Below are 26780 nucleotides of genomic sequence, written 5' to 3' on the forward strand. Positions count from 1 at the left end.
CGACGGTTCGAAGGTTTTTGGACGAACGAGGCTATCTTGTTAGAACACCAAATCGAGATCAACTAGCGGCTTGCCGACAATGATCAGGTGTTCTGGACTCTTGATACTGGGATAGAGCTGAAAGTAGACCGCTATCGAACCCGCAGCCGGTCCCGTAGTTAATCTACCCATGGATATCTGCAGGGTGTTCTCAGGGTTTTCAGTGAACTCATGAACGCCCGACATGTCCCCGACATACAGGCCTACGTCATCGGATCGGTTCAGAATGATGTCGGTCAGGTAAGGCTGGAAGGCATCGGGGCCGATCTTGGCCGACACAAATGCATGCGCAGTCTTAGCAAGGAACCGCTGGTACTGCACCTTGTTGATTTTGCCGAGCCTCATGGCCACGTGGTTGGCTCCTGTCTCTTCTCGGATCTTTCTGATTAGAGCATTGACTTCGCTCTCGATAAAATACGTCCAAGGCTGATCGGGTCGACTAACGGTCTCCCCAAGGATCCGCGCGGGCGGCGACTGCCACAGGTTGATTATCAGCGGTGCTTCGTCGATTGGGATCGTCCGCTCCCCGAGATCCCGAACGGTGTTGGCATCGTCATCGACCTCAACGAAGTGGATGACGACGTCCTTGACGCGATCCTTCTTGTTGCGGGTCGGTGCATCCACCTGCGCGCGGAAGGCGCCAAGCTGATGCCGCAGAACATTCTGTTCGTAGCGTGTGATCTTCTTTTGGCAGACCGTGCAGCAGGAGTCCTCGAAGATCAGAGTGTCGGCTGCCAAAGCATATGGGATCACGTGTTCGTCGGTCAGCTCCTCCGGCGACAGAATTTCGTAGCAGTAGATGCACTTCCCTGGCGACGGGACGATGGGTGCCTTCTCTCGTTGTTGCAAGTCAAATTCATCTACGAGCATGTGTGGGGTCTTCCTCGATCAGATTATTTGCGTTGGATCGCTAGCCCGACCCTGTATCCGCCTTCTCTACTCGCGAAAAACCAAGCTTACATCTATCAGCAGCCCGCAATTCGACAAGCAAGGCCTAGTGAAAGTAGCGCTGCCTCGTTCGAGAGCTTCAGGTCCTCTGGATCAGGAACAATAGTTCCGTTGCGAGTAGTCTACGTCGTGCTGAAATTCGAGCGAATCTCGTCGGCGATGGCCAATTTTATGCCCTCAACAATGCAACTGAGTGATCGCCCAATGGACGCAGGCTACCAGCGGAGGAATAGCCATGCAGCCGAATGCTGCCAGGACAAAAGACCCAGCCCAGTTGAAGGAACGAAACTTCCGGTGTGCAATCTTGGCATGGATCGCTGTCTGCACGGCCAGATCGCGCAAGTAGGTCTCTGTAGCGGAGTCGTTTCCGGTCGGCATGTAGAGCTCGGCCGCCATATGTGGATAAGCAGCGGTTCCTGCCCTGTCGATGTCTCCGAAATAGAGAAGGTTCTTATAGTCGTCCTCCCGCTTGTGCATTTGGTCAAGAAACTTCGGCATCAAGGATTTCAGGCTGATCACGGCGGCGATGAATAGAAGCGGCAAGGCCGCTGTAAACGCGTAGTCGTAACCGAAAGGAAGCTCCCCTTGAGCTCTTAGAAGTGTAATGATAGCTCCCATCCAGACGGAGCAGAAGGTGAGGAGGGCAGCATTCTTAGCCTCGGCAAATTTGGCGAAGTCGATCATCCTGCCGTGGTTGGCCGAGAGCAGCTTCTCATATGCTTCCTGTTGGTCGTTCTTAGCCATCCTCTTTTCCTCAGCCGGGAATCCGTGCAAGCGGGCAATCGTCCATTGTGCCGCAGCAGACCTGACTGGCGGCGCGCAAATACGTGTAGAAGTCGGCTTCTGCTTTTTGCCAGCGGTCCATGTTGAGGACGAGTTCGGCAAGCAGCCGCGCATGGTCATCACATGAGGCCAGCGGGAGACGACGAACATCAGCATGTTCGCATTTGCATCTTTGACGCAGCGCCATCACACGTCGCACGGTGGGCACGACGGTGACCACGCGTCGGCCGTCCTGGAGAAGTGCGATACGGTCCCGGCGGCGCCCGCGCCCCAAACGAAGGCGATCGTCTCTCAGCAAGGCCACGAACTTGGGACCAAGTGCCGCGGCATTCTCCTCGGCCATCGCCTGGAAACGCGCAGCCTCCGAACCATGCGCGCGAGCGTCAGCCTTGCCCGGCCAGCGCCGTAGCACGGCTGCTGAACGTTGGCGGAGCAGAAAGGTTAGAAGCTTTCCCCACCAAGCCTCCGCATCCTCCTGGTCCTCGATCTGCGTTGGTTCAACTTCACCCCAGTAGAGGCAGAACGTGCCGCCTCGATTGATGTGCCGCTCTGCGCAGAAAGACGGCAGGAGGGTCACCTCCGCCTCTCTTACAGACACCGTCTCTCCCTCCCGTGAGATTTCTAGGATGAACTCGGATGAGGGAGCGCCGGATGCGTTGGGTGGACGGACACCGTATATCGCTCGTTGTTCATTACCAGAGATGAGCCGGGCGTGGTTCTTATGCGCCACGCTGTGAAGATGTTCGATAGGCGACAACGCTGTGGCCTCAATCGATCTTCGCATGCGGGCGGAAAGGCGTCTCTGCCGCTCGAGCAATGGCAGGACTCGCCGCCGCATAGAGCACGGCCCGCGCCGCCTTTGCTGTGGAATCATCCTCGGCGGCAAGTGCTTCGAGTGCGACATCGTAGGTCAGGTTAGCGACCCGACGGGACAACCCGAAGAGCTTCCGTACCGAGGGCGGTCCCTCATCGTAGGCCGACTGGCCGATTGCCGATTGCGTCCCATCGCACCGCTTCTGTTCGGCCTCGGACAGCAGCACCGAACGGCCGGTGGAGCACCGAACGCGGCTCCCCTGCATTCCAAGGCGTGTGATCGAACCCGGACCGAAGTCAAAGCCGATGGCAAGGCCCAGATCGTCTGTGTCCACACCGTTATCCTGAAGGCGTTCGAGAGCAAGGTCGAAACTGCTGCGAAGTCCGCCAGCGCAAAGTACTGCAGTTGAGATGGCGGCATCGGTGTCGGTGGTGTAGGCGGAGCCCTCAAGAATGTGACCATGGACGCAGTCGCCGATGAAACGAATCCGGCGTCCAGAGAAATCCGAGGTGAGAACACGATCAAGTTCTGCGCGAATCACATGGAGGCAGCGGACGACATCTTCCGCGTCATCATCGATGTGGGCGTCGACATAAGCGGTGAAATTATCCACATCGGCGTATACCGAAACCATGTCCATACGGCGAGAGTTACCCGGCGTAAGAACGGTGATATCCAGGTTCTTCAAGGGAGGGGTCGCTCGAGAGAAGGAGAAGGACCCGATGGGGTTGTTCTCGTTGTCCTTTCTCCACTCCCTTACGATCGAGTCCTTGCTCAGGCCGAGCTGGGCATTTTCTTCGCAGCGTGCGATTTCATCGTCCGTGAGCTTCGTCTTTGCAGGCAAATCTACCGTTTCGAGATCGATCGCACCGCGGGCGTCGTTGCTCAGATAGATTCCGATCGCCTTGTTGTTCGATGCGAGCTTTGCGGCGATGTTTGCCGGGCGACCGAGAAAAAGCGGCTCGCGGTAGCCATTGCGCCCGTTGTTTACGACCAGCGCCTTTCCAGTGTCGATGCCGACGCGCACCTTTGCGTTAGGGATATTCTCGTCATCGTCGCCAGTTTCGGCAAGAACATCCACGATTAGCTTGGCTATAGCCACCGCGCGGTCCACGCGGTCACCCGCTGAATCCGTGCCGTAAGGCTTGGCGATGACGGCGTGCAGACGCTGGTTATGGAAGTCCACCCGGATGGCATCTGCGTCGGCCAGGATCCGGTGCACTGCTCGGTAGTGGAGATTCAGGAACCGGAGCGCGCGCTTGTGGGAGGTTTCTCCTTCGGTATCCGTCGACCAGAGCATCTCTTCGAAGTTGACGATGTCGATATAGAGATGAACGCCGTCCAGGCGATAGGCCTTGTTCGTTGGAATCGACTGAAGTGAGGTGGTTCGCGTGTAGTCGACCACCGTTACGTTTTCGACATCCTTGATGCGCGCATCGATTGCGGTTTTGGCGCGGTCGTGCTTCCAGCTATTTGCCATTGCTAGTCAACTCCAGGATTTCCGTGTGTTTCGGACGGTGTCCAACTCACGCGATTGTTTCACTGTTTGTTCTGCTGGGCATATTCCGGGCACTTTTTAGTGCCCGGAAATACGTCCATTTAGCGTTGGTCAGTTTCAGCTTCCAGAATGGCCAATTTTCAGTTCAATTGGCCAATACTTGGATTAGTTTCTCAGGAGATGAGAGTTGGGATCGACTGGCCCCGAGAGGAGCCGCTCAACTAGGCTGGAAAATCCGCTTTAGTTGAGCGGTCGCTCACGTTTGGTTGGACGCGACAGTCTCAGGCGAGTGGACATCGAAATCTCCACTTATCCCTGTGGTCCTCAGCTGCACCCGCTCGTCGCGCCACACGTATCGCACTTCTCGCAAGTGCCATTCCGCACCATGGTGAAGTTCTGGCATTCCGAGCACATGTTGCCCGTATAGCCCTGAGCAATCGAGCGCATGCGGCGGGTCGCCTCGAGCTTCTTGGCGTCGGCCTTGGCGCTAGCTGCCTCTTCCGCCGCAGCGTCGGTGAAGACGCTTTCGGAGGCGATTTCCTCGGCCAGTTCCACGGCGCGTTCCTCGTAGTCGCGCTTGAAGGACACGACTTCAGAGGTTGCGATTGCGGTCGTCACTTCGAGCTTGCGGGCAGTGGCGCCCGAAGACGAGAAGGCGGTGACGGTGGCGGAGGCCTTGGCGGGGGCGGCTGTTGCAGCACCCTTGGGCTCCGCGCTGGTGGCTGCCGGCATGTGGCTGGAGACGAGCGTCGGCTTGTAACCGCGGGTCAGGCCCTTGGAGACGACGTCGGCCTTGCCTTCCTTCATGCCGCGGCCGAGGGCCGTGGTCGAGAAGTCCGACGTGTCGACATGCGCGAGGTCGTGGCGACCGAGATAGGAGATCGCGAGTTCGCGGAAGACGTAGTCGAGGATCGACGTTGCATTCTTGATCGCGTCGTTGCCGGTGACCATGCCGGCCGGCTCGAACTTGGTGAAGGTGAAGGCGTCGACATATTCCTCGAGCGGCACGCCATATTGCAGGCCGAGCGAGACGGAGATGGCGAAGTTGTTGATGAAGGCGCGAAGGGCAGACCCTTCCTTGTTCATGTCAAGGAAGATTTCGCCGAGACGGCCGTCGTCATATTCGCCGGTGCGCAGGAAGATGGTGTGACCACCGATCTTGGCCTTCTGGGTGTAACCCTTGCGGCGGGTCGGCAGCTTTTCCTGCTCGCGCACGACACGATCGACGATGCGCTCGACGATGCGTTCCGTGATGGTGACCGCCTGGGCAGCCATCGGCTGCTGCAGCAGTTCCTCGACGCCGTCCTCGTCATCCTCGTCTTCGATCAGCGAGGCATTGAGCGGCTGGGAGAGCTTCGAGCCGTCGCGGTAAAGCGCATTCGCCTTCAGCGCCAGCTTCCAGGACAGCATGTAGGCGGAGCCGCAATCTTCGACGGTGGCTTCGTTCGGCATGTTGATCGTCTTGGAGATCGCGCCTGAGATGAACGGCTGGGCAGCCGCCATCATGCGGATGTGGGATTCGACCGAGAGATAACGCTTGCCGATCTTGCCGCACGGGTTGGCGCAATCGAAGACGGGCAGATGTTCCGCCTTCAGGAAGGGGGCGCCTTCGAGCGTCATTGCACCGCAAACGTGGATGTTGGCGGCCTCGATGTCCTTCTTCGAGAAGCCCATGTGGTCGAGCAGGTTGAAGCTCATGTCGGCGAGCTGCTCGTCGGAGACCTTGAGGGTGTCCTTCAGGAAGTCGGCGCCGAGCGTCCACTGGTTGAAGACGAACTTGATGTCGAAGGCAGCCTTCAGCGCGCCGTTGACGGCTTCGATCTTCTCGTCGGTGAAGCCCTTGGCCTTGAGCGTCGAGGGATTGATGCCCGGCGCCTGATTCAGGTTGCCATGGCCGACGGCATAGGCGTCGATCTCGGCGATCTGGCTTTCCGAATAGCCGAGCGTGCGCAGCGCTTCCGGAACGGCAGCATTGATGATCTTGAAGTAACCGCCACCGGCAAGCTTCTTGAACTTCACGAGTGCGAAGTCGGGCTCGATGCCGGTCGTGTCGCAGTCCATGACAAGACCGATCGTGCCTGTTGGAGCGATGACCGAGACCTGAGCATTGCGGTAGCCATGCTTTTCGCCGAGTTCCAGCGCCTTGTCCCAGGCAGCCGTCGCATGGGCGATCAGCGCCGGATCCGTGCATTCGGCATGGACGAGCGGCACGGGATTGACGGAGAGGCCTTCATAACCGTCCGACAGGCCGAGCGCTGCGCGGCGATGGTTGCGGATGACGCGCAGCATGTTGTCGCGGTTCGGCGCAAAGCCCGGGAAGGGGCCGAGTTCCGAGGCGATTTCGGCTGACGTCGCATAGGAGACGCCGGTCATGATGGCGGTGAGCGCACCGGCGATGGCACGGCCTTCGGCGCTATCATACGGGATGCCCGAGGACATCAAGAGGCCGCCGATATTGGCATAGCCGAGGCCGAGCGTGCGGTATTCGTACGAGCGTTCGGCAATCTGGCGCGACGGGAACTGCGCCATCATGACCGAGACTTCGAGCACGACCGTCCACAGACGAACGGCATGTTCGTAGTCGGCGATGTCGATGTTCTTGGTCTTCTGATCCTTGAAGCGGAGCAGGTTGAGCGATGCCAGGTTGCAGGCCGTGTCGTCGAGGAACATGTATTCCGAGCACGGGTTCGACGCGCGGATCGGGCCGGCTGCCGGCGACGTGTGCCAGTCGTTCATCGTCGTGTTGAAGTGCAGGCCAGGATCTGCCGATGCCCAGGCGGCATAGGAGATCTTGTCCCAGAGGTCGCGAGCCTTCAGCGTCTTCATGACCTTGCCGTCCTTGCGGGCGGTGAGGTTCCAGTCGCCATCATTCTCGACGGCGCGCAGGAAGTCGTCCTTCAGCGAGACCGAGTTGTTGGAGTTCTGGCCGGAGACGGTCAGATAGGCTTCCGAATCCCAGTCGGTGTCATAGGTCTTGAAATCAAGATCCTTGTAGCCCTGCTGAGCGAACTGGATGACGCGCTTGATGTAGTTTTCCGGAACCTGGTCCTTCTTCGCGGCCTTGATTTCGCGCTTGAGGGCAGGGTTCTCGTTCGGGTCGAAGCAGGCGCCGTTGTCAGCCTCGCAGTTGACGCAGGCCTTCATGATCGCCTTCAGGTGCTTGGCGACGATCTTGGAGCCGGTGACGAGAGCGGCAACCTTCTGCTCTTCCTTCACCTTCCAGTCGATATAGGCTTCGATATCTGGATGGTCGATGTCGACGACGACCATCTTGGCCGCGCGACGGGTGGTACCACCGGACTTGATGGCGCCGGCTGCGCGGTCACCGATCTTCAGGAAGGACATGAGGCCGGACGAGCGACCGCCGCCGGAAAGCTTTTCGCCTTCGCCGCGCAGATAGGAGAAGTTGGAGCCGGTGCCGGAGCCATACTTGAAGAGACGGGCTTCGCGGACCCAGAGGTCCATGATGCCGCCTTCGTTGACGAGATCGTCTTCGACGGACTGGATGAAGCAGGCATGCGGCTGCGGGTGCTCATAGGCCGACTTGGACTTGACGAGCTTGCCGGTGAAGGGGTCGACATAGAAATGGCCCTGGCCGGGGCCATCGATGCCATAGGCCCAATGCAGGCCGGTGTTGAACCACTGCGGGGAATTCGGTGCGACGCGCTGGGTGGCGAGCATGTAGGCAAGCTCGTCCTTGAAGGCGGCAGCGTCTTCTTCGGAGGAGAAATACTTGCCCTTCCAGCCCCAATAGGCCCAGGTGCCGGCCAGGCGATCGAAGACCTGGCGAGCATCGGTTTCCGAGCCGTAGCGCTCGTTTTCAGGAAGCGAGGCAAGTGCCTTCTCGTCGGCAACCGAGCGCCAGAGGAAGGAAGGAACATCGTTCTCCTCAACCTTCTTCAGCACCTTCGGCACGCCGGCCTTGCGGAAATACTTCTGGGCGAGAATGTCCGCCGCCACCTGGCTGAACTGAGCGGGCACGTCGATGTCGGCAAGACGAAATACGATTGAGCCGTCGGGGTTCTTGATCTCGCTGATGGCCTTGCGGAACTCGATTTCCGCATAAGCGGACTGTCCCGGTTTGGTGAAGCGACGTTCAATGCGCATCTGCCTGTGTCCCTCGATCTAGGGCGCCGAAAACCGGCGCAAAAAATTTCGTTCGGCTATGCGTCCAACCGCGCAGCCGCCCACTTGTTCGTCCGTCAGGTGATTCATCCGGAGATGGGCACCCTGTATATGGTAGAGATGGTGGCTGCAAACACTAAATATAGTACTAACAGTTTATTGCCGCCAGATCTGAAACCCCCGCCCGGCGGTCAAAAATCGCACAAATTTCCTGGCGCGGAGGGCGTCCTCAGAACGCCGTTCCACCTCGAAGAAAGCCGCTACAATGTTTGATGAAACCCGGCCTCGTTAATGCCCGGTCCAGTCGCCGCCGCAACAGGGTCCATTAACATCGTCCCCACTGATTCCGTCAAGGGGTGGTCTGTGAAGGAAATGTTAACGCTATATGTTGTGGCTGCCGGTTGTGGATAACGGGCAAAAGAGCGAAGTCACGGGAACCAAAGGACTTTCTCGGACAACGTGACGTCAGCCACGGTCAATGGCACAAGGCATCCGCGCCCGCAGCAAAAAAACTTCGTGCCGGAATGGCGCGAAAACCCCAGTATCCTCCCGGTTTTCGACGGGCGTGTGACCATCCTGCATCGCACGGTCAAAAAGCTGGGGACGACGGCAGCGGATCGGGGCTTGACAGGCGGCCGCGGCAAGGGGGCGATGCGCCGATCGGACATGTCTTTTTCCTCTATTTCGCATCAACGAAATAGAAACCTGTGACGTATAACTATTGGGTATCTGTGTGGAATGAACTCCATGCCCGGCCAGCCTCGGCCGCCCGCCAGGACGGTGGGTCGTATGGAGTATCCTCTCATGAATATTGCCAATCTCTCGATATTGAAGAAGGTCAGCCTCGTCGTCGTTCTGATGGGCGTTGCGGCTGCCGCAATTGCCGCAGTCGGTGCCAACGGCCTCTCGTCACTTGGCGCAGCGCTGAAGGACACCGGTGCGCGTGAAGAGGTCGCCCGCGAGGCCATGGACCTGCGCGTCGACATCATCGCGATTTCCCGCATGACTTACCAGCTGGCGCTGGCACCGGAAAAGGCGGCCGACTTCGCTGCCGAGACAGACAAGCGCGCGGCCGAAATGCTGGCACGTCTGCCGAAGATCGCGACCACTGCGAGCCCGGCCGAAGCGCAGATCCTGGACCGCACCAAGACCGCGCTCGACGCCTATTTCAACCAGATCCGTGCCATGGTGGCTGTGGCCGCGACCCCAGCGGGCCAGGACCTGGCCGTGATGAAGGCCGAGCTCGCCAAGGCGCTCGAAGCCCAGAAGGTCGTGACCTCGGTCGTCAAGGAATACTCGACCTCGTCGGCCGAGAGCCTCAAGGGCTCGCGTGAACACGCGCTGGCCGCGTCCGGCTTCACCATGCTGGTCCAGGTCGTGACTGCCGCCGTGTGCATTCTCGCCGGTGTGGCCATAAGCTTCCTGCTGGCCCGCCGCGGCATCGTCAACCCGATCCGCAGCCTCACCTCGATCATGTCCGAAATGGCATCCGGCAAGCTCGGCAGCGCCATCCCCGGCACCGACCGCAAGGACGAAATCGGCGAGATGGCCCGTGCGCTGGAAGTCTTCCGCACCAATGAAGAGCAGATGCGTGCCATGGAGGCCCAGGAGGCCGCTCTGCATGCCCAGAGCCGCGACCTGCAGACCTCGATCAGCGGCATTGTTGCGGCCGCTGCTGCCGGTGACTTCTCCAAGCGTATCTCCAAGACCTATGACGACGCCGACCTGCAGCGCTTCGCAGCCTCGGTCAACGAACTGGTCGAAAGCGTCGATCGCGGCGTGACCGAAGTCCGTCGCGTGATCGCGGCTCTTGCCGATGCCGACCTGACCCACGAGATGCAGGGTCAGTTCCAGGGCGCGTTTGCCGAACTCCAGGGCAACGTCAACCAGACCATGGCCGTTCTGCGCCAGACCATGCAGAACATCCTGACTGCCGCCGGCACCATCACCGGCAATTCCGGCGAACTGTCGTCGGCTGCCAATCAGCTCGCCCGCCGCACCGAGCAGCAGGCCGCTTCGCTGGAAGAGACCGCAGCAGCGCTCGAGGAAATCACCACCACGGTGAAGACCTCGACCCAGCGCGCCAAGGAAGCCTCGCACATGGTCGACGAGACCAAGTCGAGCGCCGGCAAGTCGGGCGACATCGTTCGCAACGCGATCGACGCCATGGGCCGCATCGAGCAGTCCTCGCAGAAGATCAGCCAGATCATCTCGGTCATCGACGAAATCGCCTTCCAGACCAACCTTCTCGCACTGAACGCCGGTGTCGAGGCAGCGCGTGCCGGTGAAGCCGGTCGTGGCTTCGCCGTCGTCGCCCAGGAAGTGCGTGAACTGGCCCAGCGTTCGGCAAATGCCGCCAAGGAGATCAAGACCCTGATCAATACCTCGGCCGACGAGGTGAAGGGTGGCGTGTCGCTGGTTCTGTCGACCGGCGAGGCGCTGAAGGAGATCGAATCGCTGGTCAACCGCGTCAACGACCACGTCGTGACGATTGCCCGTGCCGCCGAAGAACAGTCGGCAGCGCTTGGCGAGATCAACACCTCGGTCAACCACATGGACCAGATGACCCAGCAGAACGCCGCCATGGTGGAGGAGACGACGGCAGCCAGCCAGGTACTCGCCGGCGAGGCTCGCCAGCTGCAGGCGCAGCTCGCCCGCTTCAAGCTGGAAGGTGGAGCCTCGACGACGGGTTCTGCACGCTATCGCACCGCAGCCTGAACCAAAAGGATCCGGGAAACCGGTCAACAGACAGGGCGCCGCAGCGATGCGGCGCCTTTTGCGTTTGCGACAGGGAACGGGCAGTGTGGCCGGACATTGACGTCGCATTGCGCGGGAGCCGGCCGATGGGAGCCAGCCGTTCAGATTAAGGAGCACGGGATCATGCATCTGTTGTTGTTGGGCGCCACCGGACTTGTCGGCAGTCGTGTCCTTGACCTGGCGCTCGCCGATCCCCGTGTGACTGCGGTGATTGCTCCAACCCGTCGCCCGCTGCCGTCACGACCGGGCCTGTCAGCGCCGATCTTGGATTTCGACCAGCTTCCCGAGGATCCGTCGATGTGGATCGCCGATGCGGTGATCTGCGCACTCGGCACAACGCTGAGAGCGGCCGGATCGCGCGACCGCTTCCATCGCGTCGACCACGACTATCCGCTCGAGATCGCCAGACTTGCGAAGGCTGCCGGTGCAAAGACCTTTGTTCTCAACTCGGCGAAGGGGGCAGATGTGAACTCGCTCTTCTTCTACAGCCGGGTGAAGGGGGAGACGGAGCGGGATATCCTGGCACTCGGTTTCGAGCGCACCGTGCTGGTTCGACCTGGCCTGATCGATGGGCCGCGTCCCGAGCCCCGCCCCATGGAGCAATGGGCGGGCAGGGTGCTTTCGGTGTTGAAGCCGATCCTGCCGCTGTCGCTACAGGCGAACCCACCGGCGGCTATCGCCCGCGCCATGCTTGAGGCCGCAATCTCTGCGGCGCCGGGCGTGACTGTGGTGCCGTCGCAGGACCTGATGTAGCGGAAGGCACCGGCAACGCCGGCCTGGGTTTCCATTGTTGCGGCTGCGCGGAAGGTGACGGCCGATGTCGCGATCAGTGCCGAGAGCGCTAAAATGTGCTCCGATCTGCGGTCGGACGGCAACGAGGTGCTGTTGACCGTCACCCACGGCCGCCTTCCGGTCTGACGTCCTGCCCGGTTCAAGGATGTTCGATGCAAAAAGGCCGCCCCGAGGGGCGGCCTGCCTGCCATGCGGTCAGTCTAACCATGCTGCTTAAAGGGCGTCCAGATTGACCCCGATGGTGATGGCGCCGATCGGTGCGCCGCTCTCGTCACTGATCGTGACTGAGGCCTGCGATTGCAGGGCCTGGGTGGATTCATCCTTTTCCGCTTCGTCGACGAAGATGGCGTCCTTGCCAACGCCGAAGCTCTTGCTGAACTTGTCCTCGTCACCCTGCCAGTAGTCGGAGGTGACGTCGCTCTGGCCGACATTGAGCCCCTTGGCATCCATCACGAAGACCTCGGCGATCGTTCCCTCCGCTTCGCCCTGCTTCTGCTGCAGGAATTTCGACAGCTCGTTGCCGAGAACTGCATCGATCATCGGCTTGTCGGCAGATTCCACCTCGGCCCGCCAGGTCTGGTCGAGCGCGTCGACATCGGCCTGGGACAGCCCGGCGTTCTTTTCGTTCTGCGCCTTGATCGCGGCGATGACGACGGGATCGCTGAGCCAGGGAATGACCTTTTCCTGCACGAAGGCTGTGACCGGTGCGACATGGGCTTCCTCGGCTGCGGCGAAACCTGCCGTGGCCGTCAGGCTGCCGAGGACGAGAATGCTTTTCAAAATGCTCTTCATCGAAATGTCTCCTCTCGTGTTGATGAAGTCGGGCCCCCAGAACTCCCCCGGGTCCCCTTGGGAGGTGATGGTGTCTCAGGCCGCCTTCGAGCCGCGCGGGTCGGAGGCGGCAAGCGTGAACCGGCCGGCGGCCTCCTGCAGCAGGCGGCTTTGGCCGAGCAGGTCGTGGCAGGCGGCGGAGGTCTCCTCGACCATCGCCGCATTGCGCTGGGTCGCCTGGTCCATGTCGTTGATCGCGTGGTTGATCTCCTGCAGGCCGGACGACTGTTCGCGGTAGGAGGCGGCGATCGCCACGATGGTCTCGGCAATATTGCCGATGCGATCCTCGATCTTCAGCAGGGCGGCGCCGGTCTCGTTGACGAGGTTGACCCCGCCGGCGACCTCAGCATTCGAGGTGGCGACAAGCTGCTTGATCTCCTTGGCCGCATTGGCCGAGCGCTGGGCGAGCTCGCGCACCTCCTGGGCAACGACGGCAAAGCCCTTGCCGGCTTCACCGGCGCGAGCCGCCTCGACACCCGCATTCAGTGCGAGCAGGTTGGTCTGGAAGGCGATTTCGTCGATCACCGTGATGATCTGGCCGATCTGCGACGACGAGGACTGGATGCGGTCCATGGCGCCGATTGCACGGCGGACAACCTCGGCGGATTCGCGGGCTTCCGTCTTCGCTTCGCCGACCATGCGACCGGCGTGATCGGCGCTGTTGGAGGAGGTCTTGACCGTGGCGGCCACCTGGTCGAGCGCGGCGGCGGTCTCCTCAAGCGACGCCGCCTGCTGTTCGGTGCGCTTGGCGAGTTGCTCGGCCTGGCCGGCCAGTTCGCCCGCTCCGTTCTCAACGGCAACGGAGGCGGTCTTGATCGAGCTGATCGCGTCGGAGACGCTGTCGACCATCGCATTGAAATCGACGCGCAACTGCTCGAAATCCGGACCGAGGTCGTTGAGCCGTGTGGCGAGCTGGCCGCCGGCGAGCAGCGAAAGGGCCGCGCCGACACGGTCGATGATGCGTCGTTGCGTTTCGGCCGCCTCCTCGCTCATCGCTGCATTGCGGGCGCGTTCCTGGTCCAGGCTGAGCTGCTGCTGTTCGGCACGCTGGCGCTGCGCGGTCGTTTCGATGGCGTCGAGGCGGAACTGTTCGAGCGCGCGGGCCAGGAAGCCAACTTCGTCGCCCTTGTCCTGGAACAGCACCGGCGTATCCATGTCGCCCTTCTGCAGGGCGCTGATGCGGCCGCTGATCAGGCCGAGTGGACGCCCCACCATCCGGCGCATGGCGATCAGGAAGGCGGTGACGGCGAAGGCGATGACCGCGCCCTGGATGGCAAGGGACACAAGTGCATTGTTGCGTGCCGTGGCGAGCACCTGTTGGGCCGACCACGTGGTGAAGACATAGCCCTGGGCCTTGCCGTTCTTGTCGAGCGGGAGTGGGGTCACGAAGGACACGACCCCTGACGAGAGCTGGCTGATGTCGAGCACCTGGTTCGATGGCGCCGCCCTAAGAGCCGCCAGGATCGCCTCGTCGCCGGCCAGACCTTGAATGCCCTCGCGTCGCCAGGTGTCGACAACCTTCAGATCGGCGTTGAGCGCTGCGAACTGGACGAGGTCGAGGGCAGGGTCGTCACGATAGAGCTTGTAGGTTTCGGCGACCGCTTCTGCCTTGCCCCATTTCACGCCGCCGGCGGCGAGGCTGGCGAACTGGGTGGAATCCTTGCCCCAACTGGCCTCGGCGAGCGTGAGCATCGTGTCGCGCTGGCTGATCCAGCTATAGCTGGACAGGCCGATGATACCCAGGAGGTTGATGCCGACGATCAGCGTCGCCAGCTTCATGGTAAGGGAGAAAGAATTGAGCAAACGCAACATAAGCTATGCGACCTCCCATCGCGGCATTCAAAGCAATGGAGTCATCTCCCGGTGGGGAAACCTCCGCGACATCGGGCGATTCCCGAGCGTCAGTGGTTATTTTTAATACTCGAAAATTAATGCATGCTAAAGTTTGGATATCTAAATCGACGGGAGTGCACGCTTTTGTGCCAACCCTGGGCGCGAGGGTGCCTGCCCAACGAAAAAACCCGCCTCGGCGAAGAGGCGGGCTGCAAATGTTCGGCGATGATTGGCTGTCAGCCCTTCGAGCCCTTGGCGATTGGCTCCTGATAGGTGAAGCCCATGTCCCAGGGGAAGTAGATCCAGGTGTCCTGTGAGACCTCGGTCACGAAAGTGTCGATGGTCGGAACGCCCTTCGGCTTGGCATAGACGCAGGCGAAATGCGCCTTCGGCATCATCTGGCGGACTTCAAGCGCGGTCTTGCCGGTGTCGGTCAGGTCGTCGACCACGAGCACGCCTTCGCCGCCATTGACCATCAGTTCGGGCGTGATCCCCTTCAACAGGTTCATTTCGCCCTGGTTCACGTAGTCATGGTAGGAGGCGATGCAGACCGTCTCGATCAGGCGGATGTTGAGCTCACGCGAGATGATTGCAGCCGGTACGAGACCGCCGCGGGTGATGCAGACAATGGCGCGGAAGTCCTGGCCGAGACCGGCAAGGCGCCAGGCCAGCGCCCGTGCGTCGCGGTGGAACTGATCCCAGGAGACGGGAAAGGCTTTATCGGGAAGAGACATGGGAAGAGGGCTCCGCTGGCTGGATGATATTGTCCGCGCCGGATTGCGGCGCCGTCGACCGGATCTTCCGAGGCGGGCCGCCGTTCTGCGGTCCTCAAACGCGTTTCGCGCGGCAGATACCGCGCGAAACCCGTCCCCGAAGGGCTCCAGTCTTTGGCCGTTGCTATTAGCGGGAATCCGAAGGCTCTGGCAAGGCCCGTGTTTCCACCCGGTTGCCCGCCGGTTCAGCGCGACAGAAGCGTCAGTGCCGTCATGGAATCGAGCAGGGTGCGGGTGACGCCGCCGAACAGCATTTCCCACCAGCGCTTGTTGCCATAGGCGCCCATGACCAGGAGATCGATGGAACTGTCCGACAGGCGGTTTTCGATCGCCATGGCCGGGTCAAGTCCGGTCTTCTGCGAGGAGGTGACCGTGACCTTGATGCCGTGCCGGGCAAGGGCGGCCGCAATCTCGGCCCCCGCAGTTTCGGGCGACTGCGTCGGCGTATTCTCCGGATCCACCGAAAAGACCTCGACCTCCTCGGCCGCCTTCAGGAAGGGAAGCGCGTCGAAGGTGGCGCGCGCCGCCTCCCGGGAGCCGTTCCATGCGATCAGCACCCGGCGGATTGGCCTGGGCGCGGTCAAAACATGGGGGATAATGAGCACGGGGCGACCGCTTTCGAACAGGAAGCTTTCCAGCTCGGCCTTGGTCTCGGAGAGAAAGCCGCTCTCGCCCTGTGCAGCAATGACGAGATCGCTGCAGCGGGCGCTGTCGATCAGGGCGGCCGAGTTGAAGCCGCTCGAGGTGACGAAACTGCGCCACTCATGCGACAGGCCCTCGCGGGTTCCGATCTCGCGGAAGATCTTCTCCACGCTTTCGGTCTCCTGGTGCGCCATGTCCTGCAATGCCTGCACGGTCGCGGGGTCGGGGATCTCCATCGGCGCGACGATCGGCACCATGGCGATCGCCTCGGCATGGGCGCCGATCACATGCGCCTGATACTGGTTGGCGAGCGCGACGGCGAAATCCGTCACCTGGCGCGTGGTCTTCGGTGTGTCCAATATGGCAAGAAGTGTCCTGTAGCCCATGGTCGTCTCCTCTTGCGGCCCTTATCCATCGTCCGCTGAGGTTAACTATGGGACCCATATCCGGGTTCCGCCTTGACCTCGGTCAAATCGGAACCACCGGAACTCAGGCGACTTCCCCGGTGCCGAGATCGCGGGTGAGGGCGGCATTCTTTTCCGTGCGGATCGTCTCGATCATCGCCTCGACATCGGCCGCCGCAGCATCGACCACCGCCTGGTCACGGGCCCGGACGATCAGTTCGGTCGAGAAGCGGGTGCCGTCGAAGTGCGGATAGGAGCCGATCGAGGTCAGAGGATGGGCCTTCTGGATCGCACCGAGCGCCGTGCCGATATCGCCTTCGCCGAAGGGGCAGGCGATGGAGCGCGACAGCACGCGCTGGCCGGCCGGCAGGGTCGAGACCACATGCGCCATCATCGCCTGGAAAACCTGCGGGACGCCGGCCATCACATGCACATTGCCGATGATGAAGCCGGGTGCGGTGGAGACCGGATTGGGGATGTGGCGGCTGCCTTCGGGCATGCGGGCCATCCGCTGGCGCGCCTCGGTGAATTCGAGCCCGCGGCCGGCATACATGTCGCCAAGCAGCTTCATGGCGGCGGTATCATGCAGGCAGGGCACGCCGAAAGCCTTGGAGATGGCGTCGGCGGTGATGTCATCATGGGTCGGCCCTATCCCCCCGGAGGTGAAGACATAGTCGTAGCGGCGGCGCAGCGCGTTCAGCGCCTCGACGATCGCATCCTCCTCGTCGGCGACGATGCGCACTTCCTTGAGGTCGATGCCGGCAACCGTCATCAGATCGGCGAGGTGGCCGATATTCTTGTCCTTGGTGCGGCCCGACAGGAGTTCGTCGCCGATGGCGAGCATGGCGGCCGTCTTGATCGTGGTGGTCATGGGACTGTCCTGTGTGTCGGGTGGCTGTCGGAGAGGAAGGAGATGGCGCGCATCGATCTAGCGAATCGTGACGCCTATGAGAAGCCAAGGGGTCGAATGATTGAACACTGCGTTCTTTTCGGTATGACTAATGCTGGAAGCGGTTTTGAGATACATCTCGCCCATCGATCAACGCGGCCTGTCCGCACCCCTGAAGGAGATACGTCATGGCCAAGGTTCTGGTTCTCTATTATTCGGCTTACGGTCACATCGAGACCATGGCCTATGCCGTGGCCGAAGGCGCAAAGTCGGCTGGCGCCGACGTCACCGTCAAGCGCGTGCCCGAACTGGTTCCCGACGATGTCGCCAAGGCATCCTACTACAAGATGGACCAGAAGGCCGAGATCGCTTCTCCGTCGGAACTCGACCAGTATGACGCGATCATCGTCGGCGCCGGCACCCGTTACGGCACGGTCGCCTCGCAGATGCGCAACTTCTGGGATCAGACCGGCGGCCTCTGGGCGCAGGGCAAGCTGACCGGCAAGCTCGGCTCGATGTTCACCTCGACCGCGACCCAGCATGGCGGCCAGGAAACCACGATCATGGGCTTCATCCCGACCTTCTTGCATCACGGCATGGTCTATGCCGGCCTGCCTTACGCCTTCCAGGGCCAGATGGGTGTCGAGCAGGTCAAGGGCGGCTCGCCCTACGGCGCCTCCACGATCACCGATGGCGACGGCTCGCGCCAGCCTTCGGAAATCGAGCTGGAAGCCGCGAAGTTCCAGGGCGCCCATGTGGCAAAGCTCGCTGCCAAGCTCGCCTGATCCCGGCGCAGAAAAGACAGAAAACGAGAGGCGGGGCTTGAAGCTCCGCCTTTTTTCGGCGCGATACGCCGCAATGGGGGCGTGATCGTTAAAATGCGAATGGGTTCCGCAATGGTCTGTTCAATGCTGTGATGCATGCTTTTGGTTGTGCAGTATAACCGAGTGGATGACATGAACCAGCCAGAACGCCGTCGCCAGCCCCGTCTGCGGGCACTGAAAGCCGGCCGGGTCATTTTGCCTGGCGGCAAGTCCACCTTCGATTGCATGGTTCGCAACCTGTCGCCCGTCGGCGCCAAGGTGACCTTCGAATCGACTGCCGACATTCCCCCTGAGTTCCGCCTGCGCTTCGAGGACGGCACGACGCATGACTGCGCCGTCAAATGGCGTAACCCCCGCGAGATCGGCGTGGAATTCCTCGACGCACTGGCAAGTTGAGTGATCGATGACACGGGGCAGGCCATATGGTGAGCCCCCCGCCCTTGACGCGTCCGCCGAACTGACCGAAACAGAGCCCGCGCGGACGTGGCGAAACTGGTAGACGCAAGAGACTTAAAATCTCTCGGCCTTAGGTCATGCGGGTTCGATCCCCGCCGTCCGCACCACTACAAAGAAATCTCTTGTAGTTTCAGATTGTTGATTGATATCAGAGCTTTTCAGACGCCCATCGCTACAAAGGGCGCTACAAAGCATGGTTCAGATGACGACGTTGAGTAAAGCCACAAACGGGGATTGGTTCGCCAGAAAAGCGATTCCCGCTGATGTCCGTGACGCCTATCAGGCAGCCTATGGAGTTCGACAAGAGGAGCGCTTCCGTCGATCGTCATCTCTGCCTCAGGGACATGCCAAGGCCGACTTCAGGGATTGGGATGCTGACATCACCAGCAGGATCGAAGCGCTCAGGGCGAAGGCGGCTGACAGCGAAATCCGTCTGACACCACGGCAAATCAGCGCACTCGCAGGGCAGTGGTATGCGTGGTTCATTGACCAGCACAGTGACGAACCGGGTGAACCGGAGAACTGGGACTCCCGTGACGAGATGCTGACGGCTGTCTATGACCGCTTCAACATCGGCCTTCCCGGCGATGATCGCGAGACGCTCGGTGCCGCAGCGAAACGACACATTCACGCGAAGCTCGTCGAGATGGGGAAGGTGGAGACGTTCCTCGCAGAGCATACTCAAAAACTGGACAGCGACACACGCAGTACCTTCCTTGATGTCCTTGAACTGGAATTGCCGGCTGCCTTCGGTCTGCTTCGTCGTCGCGCTGGAGGAGACTTTTCGCCTGACGAGAGGCTGCCACGTTTCGCCCTGGCATCGGCCCACACGCCAACCAGAGGGCAGAAGCTAGCTGGTCTGGATTGCTGGCAGGCGTTTGAAGCGTGGGTGAAGGAGCGTCAGCCGGCACCGGCAACGGTGGACCGCTGGAGAAGCGTCTTCCTCGGACTGAATACCCATTTCGACAGGCGCGATGTTGCCACTATCACCGCTGACGATGCGGTGAAGTGGAAGGACACTTTGGTCACCGAGAAGCGGTCTGGACAGGTGGCCAATGACATCTGGATCACGGCAGCGGTCACCATCTTCAATTGGCTCAAGGAGAACCGGAAGATCAGCGAGAACCCGTTTGCTGGCGTTCGTGTAGCCACCGCCAAGAAGGTGAAACGTCGGGAGAGGGCCTTCACCGATGAAGAGTGGAAGAAGATTTTGGCGGCATCACTTGAGCCTGCAACCGGACGTCTGAAGGCGCAAAAAGCCGCTGCACGTCGCTGGGTGCCGTGGTTGTGTGCCTATACAGGATCGCGACCGGGAGAGATGACGCAGCTCAGAGGGACCAGTGTCCGTCGCGAGGGAGCGATCTGGATTATCGACATCACGCCCGAAGACGGCACGGTAAAGGGTGCGTCCTACCGGAAGGTGCCGATCCATGAGCATCTGATCGAAATGGGTTTCCTTGAGTTCGCTCGATCCGCCGGCGAGGGGCCGCTTTTCTACGATCCCAAGGAAAAGAGGGCTGCGAGCGACGACCCGACAAAGCCAGTACGTGAGCCGTATGTCATCGCTCGCAACAAGTTGGCTGAATGGGTGCGCAACAGCGTGAAAATTGACGATCGGGACATCAGCCCTAACCACGCATGGCGTCACACCTTCAAGCGAATGGCGGCACGACACGGGATGGAGAAGCGCTTCAGGTTCGCGTTCTGTGGGCACGAGTCGGATGACGTGGGCGACATCTATGAAACTCCCACGCTGGAGGACATGTCGGAAGAGCTGAAGAAGTTCCCCCGCTATGTTCTCGACAGAGACAGTGTTGACCCTCATGCAGATGAAACGGCCTGACAGCCAACCTTGCCGTCAGTCCGCGTACTTCTTCGCTGTCGCCCTCAACCGATCAGTGAAGTCATAAATCTGGTCGAGGCTGTCAACGATAACGCGCTCCTCGTTCTCGCCATCGAAAAGTCCGATGTATTTGACCGATCGGTTGAACCAAAGACGGGCGAGGGGCTTGCGATTGTTGTTGTCAATGAGGATGCCGCAATAGGACTTCTGGTCCCTCATCACGACACGCTTGGGAGCGATTGTGTCCCGCACGATGGCCTTCACGATCATGTAGCCTTCACGCTCTTCCTCGGTCGTGACGACATCTGGTTCCTCTTCAACCGGGACATCTATCTTCTCGATGACTTCCTCGGTGTCAGCCAACGCGCTGGATAGCCGGCTCTTCACGGTGTCCATAATGACCTCTCGGAAAGCCGCTCTGACCACCCCGGTGAACATCTCACGCACTTGCGCGGTCATTCGGCCTTCGTAGACGCTTGCCGAGACGAGGCGCACGAAGTCCTCTGTCGGCTCCTCCACGAGTTTGGAAATGACCTGCTTCACGCCAGACGTGTACTTCAGCCGCTCCGCTGTCGCCAATATCGCATTCACATCGAACGCGGCCTTCTCAAATTTCTTCAGCTCGCTGAGGATGCCCGTGTTGAAGTCAGCTATGTCGAAGATGAAGAATGGGCGCGTGTCCAGTTTGTTTGGCGCGTCGAGGTCCGTGTAGAAATTGAATGTGCGCCCGTTCGTCAGGATCGCAAACTTGGCATTCGTGACGCTGAAGTAGCGATAGAGCTGGTCGAGGTGCTTCTTCTCCAGTGTCACCGAGATCGGTTTGCACTCGATCAGGATGCGAATCTCCCCGTCAATCTTGATCGCATAATCGACTTTCTCCCCCTTCTTACCGACCGCATCAGCGGTAAACTCAGGGACGACCTCCGAAGGGTCGAATACGTCGTAGCCCAACGAGCGTAAGAACGGCAGGACCACTGCGGTCTTCACCGCTTCTTCGGTCGCCATGGTGCTGGAATGGGATTTTACGCGCTCCGATATGGCGCGAAGACTCTCTTCTAGTGTGCTCATCAGGCTCGCCTCACGTTATTGGTGTATGGTTGCCCAGTGCTGGTCCTGCGTCAACTGCTCGGAAGGGGGATTACCCCTCACTTAAGCAAACCACAAACGCGGCCCGATTGGGCGCTTGTCAGGAACATTGGAATGAACTCATCACCACCATCACCGCCCCCCTCCGTCCTCACCATGTCCAGCCGCCAAATCGCATAGCTGACGAGAAGGAAGACGAGATCGTACTCGCTGATGTTCGGCAGATGCTCGTCGGCCTCGATACCCAACCGGCTGAGTTTTCAGCCCGTTACATCGACGCCAAGGTGAGGAGCGCGAGTGCTTCAATCTCCCCAAGCGCGAGACCACGATTCTCGTGGATGGCTACTCGGTCGTCCTCCGTGCCATGGAAATCCTCCAGCGGGAGGTGAGGGATCGGCTTGATGCTGAAATTTCAGCCGCAAGCGCAGCCCTCCACACGGCCTGAGAACCAACGAGGAATTCACGCGTAAGTACAAATATCTGATTTTGCTGATAAAAATCCGTTGACCGTCGGAAGCCAGTTGGAGTCTAAGGGTGCTGTTCGGGCCAGAACGGTTCGCAGACACGCTTCAGGAAACAGCAATGCAGTTCTCATTCGCCGTTCGCGGCTTCACCTTAGAAATCGCTTCACGCCTCCCCAGGGCAATTTATGTCAACGCTGGTTCGTACCAGTTCGTGTATGACCGCAACTTCAGCTTTGAACGGGCCGATGGCTCGTGGGGGAGCTGGGTGCTGGAGAAGCAACCCACCGTGTGATGCTGGATAGCCCCTCTTCGACTCACAGACGACCGTAGAGGGGCTTCGCGCTTTGGGATGCTCTCTGCCCTGTTGTTGACCGACAGAGCTTTGCGGCCACCCTGAGGGGTGCGCGACGGGCATTGAAACAAACCATCGACACCCCCTCTGTCCACCGAGCCCGGATCGTGGATCGCTGGACGCGACCGAAGTCGCCGGATTTATGGGTGTGGTGGCGCTGAGCTGCAACTCTAGATAATTACCACTCACTTAAGCAAACCCATCGGCTCGCTCACTGCGAATGCCGGCACCGTCACCCAAACTTCATAGGTTCACCACGCATGTCAAACACCTACGCCGTCAACGACACACTCGTAACGCTTCGTCCAGAATACGTCGAATTTCACCGCCGCGATCATGACGAGGAAACTCGCCTCTTCAATGCGGACGAGGTTATCAATTCTATTGTGTCCACGGGGCATCCAAACGCAAACCGCGTACTTGAGGACTACCTCAAAATTCAGGGCGACCTCCTCGCATATGGCCGTCAGATGAGCCGTGCTGAGGCCGGAAAGGATGCGATTGTCATCATGCTGGAACTGGCATACGGCATTTCCCACGATTGATATCGCGCCCGATTAAAACGGACGAGATGTACGGGGCTCTCCTGACATCCCTATTGTGCGGGGATGAGTTGATACCGGACGGTTTGGCTCGTTCCGGTGTCCGTTAAACTGCGTCAATTCGCAAACTGTTCAGTCCGGAACTCTGCAGGTTCAATTACCCCCCACTTAAGCAAACACAGTTCGCATCCCGTCATTTGACCGGAGGCAACACGCAACTGCATCAACCTAGAACCTCAACTCAGTGCGCCGGATGGGCGCAAAGGATAAACCATGACCGCGTACCGAGAAAACGTAATTTCCCTTGCTGCCGATATGAACTTGCGCCCAGAAGCGAGAGTAATTGATCTCGTGGGTGAGACGACAACAGTTCTCAATGCTGACGCCGTAATAGCGTTGGCAAAATCCACTGACACGCCGGAAGCGCGGCGAATTTATCGAGCTTACCGCAAGCGTAAAGTTGAATTGAAGCGGGGCAATTCCTCCATGAATGACGCTGAGTTGAGAGCGGCCGCCATCATGTCCGTACTGCCTGTTCAGTTGGTCTGAAGGAACTAAAGCAGCAAGTTATGAGAGGCACAGTCTGTATCGTAGTGGCCCATTTAAGACAGAAAACCGAGGGGGAGGCTTTGGGTTGTGTGGCCTGCTGCCGGTTTCTTGGACACCGAGTTAAGGTGCTTCCAATGAAACTGGAGTGCATGAATGCAACGAAGGAAGTTCAGCCGCGAGTACAAGCTTGAGGCGGTGAGATTGGTTCGAGAGCGTGGGGTCGGCGTTGCGCAGGCATCCCGCGATCTGGATGTTCATGAGAATGTCCTGCGCAAGTGGGTCAGGGAATATGGTTCGGACCCAGCACAGGCGTTTCCTGGTCAGGGACAGATGAAGCCTGAGCAGCTTGAGATCGAGAGGCTTCGGAAAGAAGTGGCCAAGCTGAAGGCGGAGCGTGACATCTTAAAAAAGGCCGCCGCCTACTTTGCGAAGGACGTGATATGAAGTTCGCGTTCATTGCAAAGCACCGTTCGATCTGGCCGGTGGCATGGCTCTGCGAAGCGCTGGGTGTATCGCGTTCCGGCTTTCATGCCTGGTTAAACCGCTCTCCGAGCCAGCATGCCCGGTATGACGAGGCTCTGCTCGACAAGATCAAGGACAGCTTCAAGGATAGCGACCGCACCTACGGCGCACGGCGTGTCTGGCACGACCTCCTCGCCGAAGGCCTCTCCTGTGGTCTGCATCGCGTCGAGCGTCTCATGCGCGACAATGCATTGAGAGCAAGGCCGAGACGGCGTGGCTTGCCGAAAGACGACGGTGAGCGCCCGGTCATCATGCCGAATGTGCTAGACCGACAGTTCGCGGCAGCAAGACCGAACCAGAAGTGGGTGGCCGATTTTACCTATCTATGGACGGCTGAGGGCTGGCTCTATGTGGCCGTCGTCATCGACCTGTTCTCGCGACGTGTTGTTGGCTGGTCGATGAACACCAACATGACAGCCCAGCTCGTTACAGATGCGTTGATCATGGCCATCTGGCGCAGAGGCAAGCCGGATGCGCTCCTCCACCATTCTGACCAGGGTAGCCAATACACAAGCGAGCAGTTCCAGCGTCTCATGGCCGATCACGGCATCACATGCTCGATGAGCCGATCCGGCAATGTCTGGGACAATGCCGCGATGGAAAGCTTCTTCTCATCACTCAAAACGGAAAGGACAGCTCGCCAGGTCTACAGGACCCGGGACGATGCAAAGGCGGACGTGTTCGATTACATCGAGCGCTTCTACAATCCAAAGCGTCGCCATTCGACACTGGGCTACCTCAGCCCTATGGAATTTGAAAACAAGGTGGGATTAGCCTAACTCGGTGTCCGAAAAACCGGCAGCAGGCCAAACCTCTATGTCTCCCATAACCAGACCTTCAGGTTAAACCTTAATGGTCGCCCCATGGTCCTTCTCGCGACCATCCCCACCACCCAATCCCCGCACAGTCTGACTTAGACACTCCACTGCTGAGAGTGCGGTTCTGGCTGTCCTGTTCAAGGGACGGCCTCGCTCCTCGTGGGTGTGGTGACCCTGAAGCCCTCTCGTCTTTCGCAAGATCGACGGGAGGGTTTTTCGTCCCGTCCCCATCAACCCTCATCACCACAACACGGCAGGAAAACCCGCGATGGATATCAAGACCATCATCAGCGATGCCGCTCACCACGGCGATCAGTGGTGATGATTGCTCAGCGTCTGGCTTCAGAAGCCTGACCCAGGTTCTATCCGGACAGCGCGTTCTCGCTGCCCAATAGTTCTTCAACTGACTGGCTTCCGGTCTCCCCCAAAGGGAACTGAAGGACTGAACTGAACCACGCCATAGGCTCCCAGCCTCCGCTGGGGGTCTCACTATCCAACCAACACCACACACACTGAAGGAGACCGTCCAATGGACCGTGTCGAAAGGCATACGGCTGCCCGAAATATTCGGGGAAAAAATCCGAGAGGGCAGATCAGATATAACGAAACCCACAATCCCCCGGTGCCCCCCATCACAACGAAAAGCACCTCGTCAGGGACTCTTGACGATCGGATAAGTTGCTGAAAACGATGAGGAAACTGGAGAAAAACGCATTGCACTACCAAGACAAATCCACGAGCCGCCTGACGTCGGAGCTGTTCCGCATCTTCCGATTTGTCGAGGTACTGCGAGACATGAAGCCTGATATGGAATTGCAATTGGCATCCTTGTTCATGCTCATCGCCATGAGGCAGGGGATCGGGCAGCACGAACTCCGTCGCTTGATGGACATCAGCCAAGGAGGGGTCTCGCGAAATGTGACAGCACTCACGGCTATCGACAGGCACGGCAAGCCGGGGCTTAACTTCGTTGTTCAGCGGCGAAATCCCATGGACGCCCGTTACACCCAGCTGTTCCTCACAGACGAGGGGCATGCCTTCGTCGGAAAGCTGCTCGCAGCACTTCGTGATAAGGCTGCTTTAGCGTCGAGCTGATCTTCTAGGAAGCTATCCAGTGGGATGCTTTCCATGACCTCAAGATACGCCGGGGCTTGTGCAGCTTGCAGTGCGAGGAGCCGCCGCATGAGTTGCGGTTCCTTGTCTCTGCCCATGCGGTTCTGCACGAAACGTAGTTGTCGCTCAGAGGAGCCATAGACCAGCTTGCTGGCCTGCTCCACGGCCTTCTGGTTAGCCATAGTGCCGAGCTTCGGCATGGCTGCAATTCGCTTCAGCATGCCGGAATTGTTGGCAGCTATGAAAAGATGCTCTGGACCGATCGGCAGCACGAAGTGACTCTCGTCGGCATTCAGCACCTTCGTGTAGGTAGCTGGGCGATCAGAAGTGAGCAGCTCGTTCCCGCTTGAAAGCGGCGTCACTGCCCATTTCATCCTGCAGAGGATGTCGATCAGTCGCTCGTTGGTGATAATCTTTTCGAGGGTGCGGAGTGCCCTGTCAGGTGCGGTCTCCATTACTTCGGACGTCAACTGATCGAAAGTGCGGGTTTCCTCTGCAGGTCTGGAAGCGTCGTACGCCCTCCGAAAGGCTGGCGCGAACATGAGGATCACTTGCTTCCGCATTTCCTTAACCAAGGGAACGTCCTCGGGCATTCTGCAAAGCAGCGAGACCACGAACGTCGCCCACGCCTGACGCTCAGCGTCCGAGAGAACTGCTCCAGAGATCAGCCGGCGCATCGCGTCAGCAGCACGGCTATCAACTGGAGAGAAGAAATCCCTTTCCATTTCCCATGCGCCCACCTCCGCAACCTCTGAAGCGTAAAGCCGATTCACATAGCCCGTACCACTTGGATGCACACGACGCGGTTTGACCTCTGGCCCGAATGGCCGGCTGAACTCGACGACCCTTCCTCCGGGCTGAAGTGCCCACTGCTTCAAGTAAAAGACGGGGAGGTAGTGATGCTTGTTGGCTGCCTGCATAGCGAGCATCTTAATCTGCCGGTCGAAGCGGTGCCAGTGTCAAAGAGGAAGAACTAGAGAGATTTGAACCTGACCGTAGGCCTCCAGAAAGCCGGATTTCTAGCCTTTTTGAGGGAGGCTGTCTAGGGCCTTGTACATGAGTTAGGTAGGCGAGGACGGACGG

23 protein-coding genes and 1 tRNA gene are annotated in these 26780 nt (G+C 59.7%); 11 read left to right on the forward strand and 13 right to left on the reverse strand.

Going from position 1 to position 26780, the window contains the following annotated elements:
• Positions 1-39: 39 nt before the first annotated feature.
• The 5 genes from J2045_RS09735 to J2045_RS09755 form a co-directional block, all read right to left on the reverse strand.
• The gene (locus J2045_RS09735; RefSeq protein ID WP_307372131.1) at positions 40-909 is read right to left on the reverse strand and encodes a hypothetical protein; all 870 of its coding nucleotides are present in this window, start codon (positions 907-909) and stop codon (positions 40-42) included.
• Between the two features lie 255 nt (positions 910-1164).
• Positions 1165-1731 carry a Pycsar system effector family protein gene (locus tag J2045_RS09740; protein ID WP_307372134.1) on the reverse strand — a complete coding sequence of 189 codons (567 nt, stop codon included), beginning with the start codon at positions 1729-1731 and terminating at the stop codon, positions 1165-1167.
• Between the two features lie 10 nt (positions 1732-1741).
• Positions 1742-2644 (reverse strand): E2 domain-associated cysteine-rich protein, encoded by a 903-nt coding sequence (locus J2045_RS09745; RefSeq protein ID WP_307372137.1) that lies wholly within the window; start codon positions 2642-2644, stop codon positions 1742-1744.
• Complete coding sequence (locus J2045_RS09750; RefSeq protein WP_307372139.1) at positions 2538-4064, reverse strand: nucleotidyl cyclase domain-containing protein; 1527 nt, start codon at positions 4062-4064, stop codon at positions 2538-2540. The genes J2045_RS09745 and J2045_RS09750 overlap by 107 nt, the downstream gene beginning before the upstream one ends.
• A 342-nt stretch (positions 4065-4406) precedes the next feature.
• The gene (locus tag J2045_RS09755; RefSeq protein ID WP_307372142.1) at positions 4407-8189 is read right to left on the reverse strand and encodes a vitamin B12-dependent ribonucleotide reductase; all 3783 of its coding nucleotides are present in this window, start codon (positions 8187-8189) and stop codon (positions 4407-4409) included.
• 477 nt (positions 8190-8666) lie between these two features.
• On the opposite strand from J2045_RS09755, the gene J2045_RS09760 reads away from it, so the two are divergent.
• From J2045_RS09760 to J2045_RS09770, 3 genes are all read left to right on the forward strand, one after another.
• Positions 8667-8918 carry a hypothetical protein gene (locus tag J2045_RS09760; protein ID WP_166599532.1) on the forward strand — a complete coding sequence of 84 codons (252 nt, stop codon included), beginning with the start codon at positions 8667-8669 and terminating at the stop codon, positions 8916-8918.
• A gap of 93 nt (positions 8919-9011) precedes the next feature.
• Positions 9012-10925 (forward strand): methyl-accepting chemotaxis protein, encoded by a 1914-nt coding sequence (locus J2045_RS09765; protein ID WP_307372146.1) that lies wholly within the window; start codon positions 9012-9014, stop codon positions 10923-10925.
• 162 nt (positions 10926-11087) lie between these two features.
• The gene (locus J2045_RS09770; RefSeq protein ID WP_307372148.1) at positions 11088-11717 is read left to right on the forward strand and encodes an NAD-dependent epimerase/dehydratase family protein; all 630 of its coding nucleotides are present in this window, start codon (positions 11088-11090) and stop codon (positions 11715-11717) included.
• A 252-nt stretch (positions 11718-11969) separates the two neighbouring features.
• On the opposite strand, the gene J2045_RS09775 is transcribed toward J2045_RS09770, so the two are convergent.
• From J2045_RS09775 to J2045_RS09795, 5 genes are all read right to left on the reverse strand, one after another.
• Positions 11970-12548, reverse strand: a complete 579-nt coding sequence (locus J2045_RS09775) for a hypothetical protein (RefSeq protein WP_166599529.1) — start codon at positions 12546-12548, stop codon at positions 11970-11972.
• Positions 12549-12623: 75 nt separating this feature from the next.
• Complete coding sequence (locus J2045_RS09780) at positions 12624-14399, reverse strand: methyl-accepting chemotaxis protein (protein ID WP_307372151.1); 1776 nt, start codon at positions 14397-14399, stop codon at positions 12624-12626.
• Between the two features lie 257 nt (positions 14400-14656).
• Complete coding sequence (gene gpt, locus J2045_RS09785; RefSeq protein WP_166599527.1) at positions 14657-15154, reverse strand: xanthine phosphoribosyltransferase; 498 nt, start codon at positions 15152-15154, stop codon at positions 14657-14659.
• Positions 15155-15378: 224 nt separating this feature from the next.
• A complete protein-coding gene (locus J2045_RS09790) occupies positions 15379-16221 on the reverse strand; it encodes a universal stress protein (RefSeq protein ID WP_307372153.1) in 843 nt (280 codons plus the stop codon).
• Between the two features lie 103 nt (positions 16222-16324).
• On the reverse strand, positions 16325-17110 hold the full coding sequence (locus J2045_RS09795) for a competence/damage-inducible protein A (RefSeq protein WP_307372155.1): 786 nt from the start codon (positions 17108-17110) through the stop codon (positions 16325-16327).
• Positions 17111-17316: 206 nt separating this feature from the next.
• On the opposite strand from J2045_RS09795, the gene wrbA reads away from it, so the two are divergent.
• The 4 genes from wrbA (at position 17317) to J2045_RS09815 (ending at position 20251) form a co-directional block, all read left to right on the forward strand.
• Positions 17317-17913, forward strand: a complete 597-nt coding sequence (gene wrbA, locus J2045_RS09800) for an NAD(P)H:quinone oxidoreductase (RefSeq protein ID WP_307372157.1) — start codon at positions 17317-17319, stop codon at positions 17911-17913.
• Positions 17914-18084: 171 nt separating this feature from the next.
• Positions 18085-18348 carry a PilZ domain-containing protein gene (locus J2045_RS09805; RefSeq protein WP_166599523.1) on the forward strand — a complete coding sequence of 88 codons (264 nt, stop codon included), beginning with the start codon at positions 18085-18087 and terminating at the stop codon, positions 18346-18348.
• Positions 18349-18429: 81 nt separating this feature from the next.
• A tRNA-Leu gene (locus J2045_RS09810) sits at positions 18430-18515 on the forward strand.
• Between the two features lie 95 nt (positions 18516-18610).
• Positions 18611-20251, forward strand: a complete 1641-nt coding sequence (locus tag J2045_RS09815) for a site-specific integrase (RefSeq protein WP_307372158.1) — start codon at positions 18611-18613, stop codon at positions 20249-20251.
• 15 nt (positions 20252-20266) lie between these two features.
• On the opposite strand, the gene J2045_RS09820 is transcribed toward J2045_RS09815, so the two are convergent.
• Together J2045_RS09820 and J2045_RS09825 are read right to left on the reverse strand one after the other, a co-directional pair.
• The gene (locus J2045_RS09820) at positions 20267-21319 is read right to left on the reverse strand and encodes a type I restriction endonuclease (protein ID WP_268161412.1); all 1053 of its coding nucleotides are present in this window, start codon (positions 21317-21319) and stop codon (positions 20267-20269) included.
• Positions 21320-21396: 77 nt separating this feature from the next.
• Positions 21397-21585, reverse strand: a complete 189-nt coding sequence (locus J2045_RS09825) for a hypothetical protein (protein ID WP_307372162.1) — start codon at positions 21583-21585, stop codon at positions 21397-21399.
• Between the two features lie 334 nt (positions 21586-21919).
• Between J2045_RS09825 and J2045_RS09830 the strand changes: the two genes are divergently transcribed.
• From J2045_RS09830 to J2045_RS09845, 4 genes are all read left to right on the forward strand, one after another.
• Positions 21920-22093, forward strand: coding sequence for a hypothetical protein (locus tag J2045_RS09830; RefSeq protein WP_307372164.1), 174 nt, complete (start codon positions 21920-21922; stop codon positions 22091-22093).
• A 320-nt stretch (positions 22094-22413) separates the two neighbouring features.
• Positions 22414-22698: a hypothetical protein gene (locus J2045_RS09835; RefSeq protein WP_307372167.1), complete on the forward strand. Its 285-nt coding sequence runs from the start codon at positions 22414-22416 to the stop codon at positions 22696-22698.
• Between the two features lie 270 nt (positions 22699-22968).
• Positions 22969-23244: a hypothetical protein gene (locus tag J2045_RS09840; RefSeq protein WP_307372169.1), complete on the forward strand. Its 276-nt coding sequence runs from the start codon at positions 22969-22971 to the stop codon at positions 23242-23244.
• A 153-nt stretch (positions 23245-23397) separates the two neighbouring features.
• Positions 23398-24545, forward strand: a protein-coding gene (locus tag J2045_RS09845) for an IS3 family transposase (RefSeq protein WP_307372171.1) whose coding sequence is annotated in 2 segments (ribosomal slippage) — positions 23398-23644 and positions 23644-24545 — 1149 coding nt in all. Because the reading frame shifts where the segments join, the coding sequence is not laid out codon by codon here.
• 1040 nt (positions 24546-25585) lie between these two features.
• On the opposite strand, the gene J2045_RS09850 is transcribed toward J2045_RS09845, so the two are convergent.
• A complete protein-coding gene (locus J2045_RS09850) occupies positions 25586-26617 on the reverse strand; it encodes a DUF4238 domain-containing protein (protein WP_307372173.1) in 1032 nt (343 codons plus the stop codon).
• Between the last annotated feature and the right edge of the window lie 163 nt (positions 26618-26780).

The organism is Peteryoungia aggregata LMG 23059 (genome assembly GCF_030814435.1).
Taxonomy (GTDB): Bacteria; Pseudomonadota; Alphaproteobacteria; order Rhizobiales; family Rhizobiaceae; genus Allorhizobium; species Allorhizobium aggregatum.

Bases quoted from the DNA above. Each gene is read 5' to 3' on its own strand.
- J2045_RS09805 (WP_166599523.1), top strand. From the start codon at position 18,085: ATGAACCAGCCAGAACGCCGTCGCCAGCCCCGTCTGCGGGCACTGAAA.
- J2045_RS09830 (WP_307372164.1), top strand. From the start codon at position 21,920: ATGCAGTTCTCATTCGCCGTTCGCGGCTTCACCTTAGAAATCGCTTCA.
- J2045_RS09740 (WP_307372134.1), bottom strand. From the start codon at position 1,731: ATGGCTAAGAACGACCAACAGGAAGCATATGAGAAGCTGCTCTCGGCC.
- J2045_RS09780 (WP_307372151.1), bottom strand. From the start codon at position 14,399: ATGTTGCGTTTGCTCAATTCTTTCTCCCTTACCATGAAGCTGGCGACG.
- wrbA (WP_307372157.1), top strand. From the start codon at position 17,317: ATGGCCAAGGTTCTGGTTCTCTATTATTCGGCTTACGGTCACATCGAG.
- J2045_RS09790 (WP_307372153.1), bottom strand. From the start codon at position 16,221: ATGGGCTACAGGACACTTCTTGCCATATTGGACACACCGAAGACCACG.
- J2045_RS09815 (WP_307372158.1), top strand. From the start codon at position 18,611: ATGACGACGTTGAGTAAAGCCACAAACGGGGATTGGTTCGCCAGAAAA.
- J2045_RS09735 (WP_307372131.1), bottom strand. From the start codon at position 909: ATGCTCGTAGATGAATTTGACTTGCAACAACGAGAGAAGGCACCCATC.
- J2045_RS09750 (WP_307372139.1), bottom strand. From the start codon at position 4,064: ATGGCAAATAGCTGGAAGCACGACCGCGCCAAAACCGCAATCGATGCG.
- J2045_RS09765 (WP_307372146.1), top strand. From the start codon at position 9,012: ATGAATATTGCCAATCTCTCGATATTGAAGAAGGTCAGCCTCGTCGTC.
- J2045_RS09840 (WP_307372169.1), top strand. From the start codon at position 22,969: ATGACCGCGTACCGAGAAAACGTAATTTCCCTTGCTGCCGATATGAAC.
- J2045_RS09820 (WP_268161412.1), bottom strand. From the start codon at position 21,319: ATGAGCACACTAGAAGAGAGTCTTCGCGCCATATCGGAGCGCGTAAAA.
- J2045_RS09835 (WP_307372167.1), top strand. From the start codon at position 22,414: ATGTCAAACACCTACGCCGTCAACGACACACTCGTAACGCTTCGTCCA.
- J2045_RS09775 (WP_166599529.1), bottom strand. From the start codon at position 12,548: ATGAAGAGCATTTTGAAAAGCATTCTCGTCCTCGGCAGCCTGACGGCC.
- gpt (WP_166599527.1), bottom strand. From the start codon at position 15,154: ATGTCTCTTCCCGATAAAGCCTTTCCCGTCTCCTGGGATCAGTTCCAC.
- J2045_RS09755 (WP_307372142.1), bottom strand. From the start codon at position 8,189: ATGCGCATTGAACGTCGCTTCACCAAACCGGGACAGTCCGCTTATGCG.
- J2045_RS09770 (WP_307372148.1), top strand. From the start codon at position 11,088: ATGCATCTGTTGTTGTTGGGCGCCACCGGACTTGTCGGCAGTCGTGTC.
- J2045_RS09795 (WP_307372155.1), bottom strand. From the start codon at position 17,110: ATGACCACCACGATCAAGACGGCCGCCATGCTCGCCATCGGCGACGAA.
- J2045_RS09850 (WP_307372173.1), bottom strand. From the start codon at position 26,617: ATGCAGGCAGCCAACAAGCATCACTACCTCCCCGTCTTTTACTTGAAG.
- J2045_RS09745 (WP_307372137.1), bottom strand. From the start codon at position 2,644: ATGATTCCACAGCAAAGGCGGCGCGGGCCGTGCTCTATGCGGCGGCGA.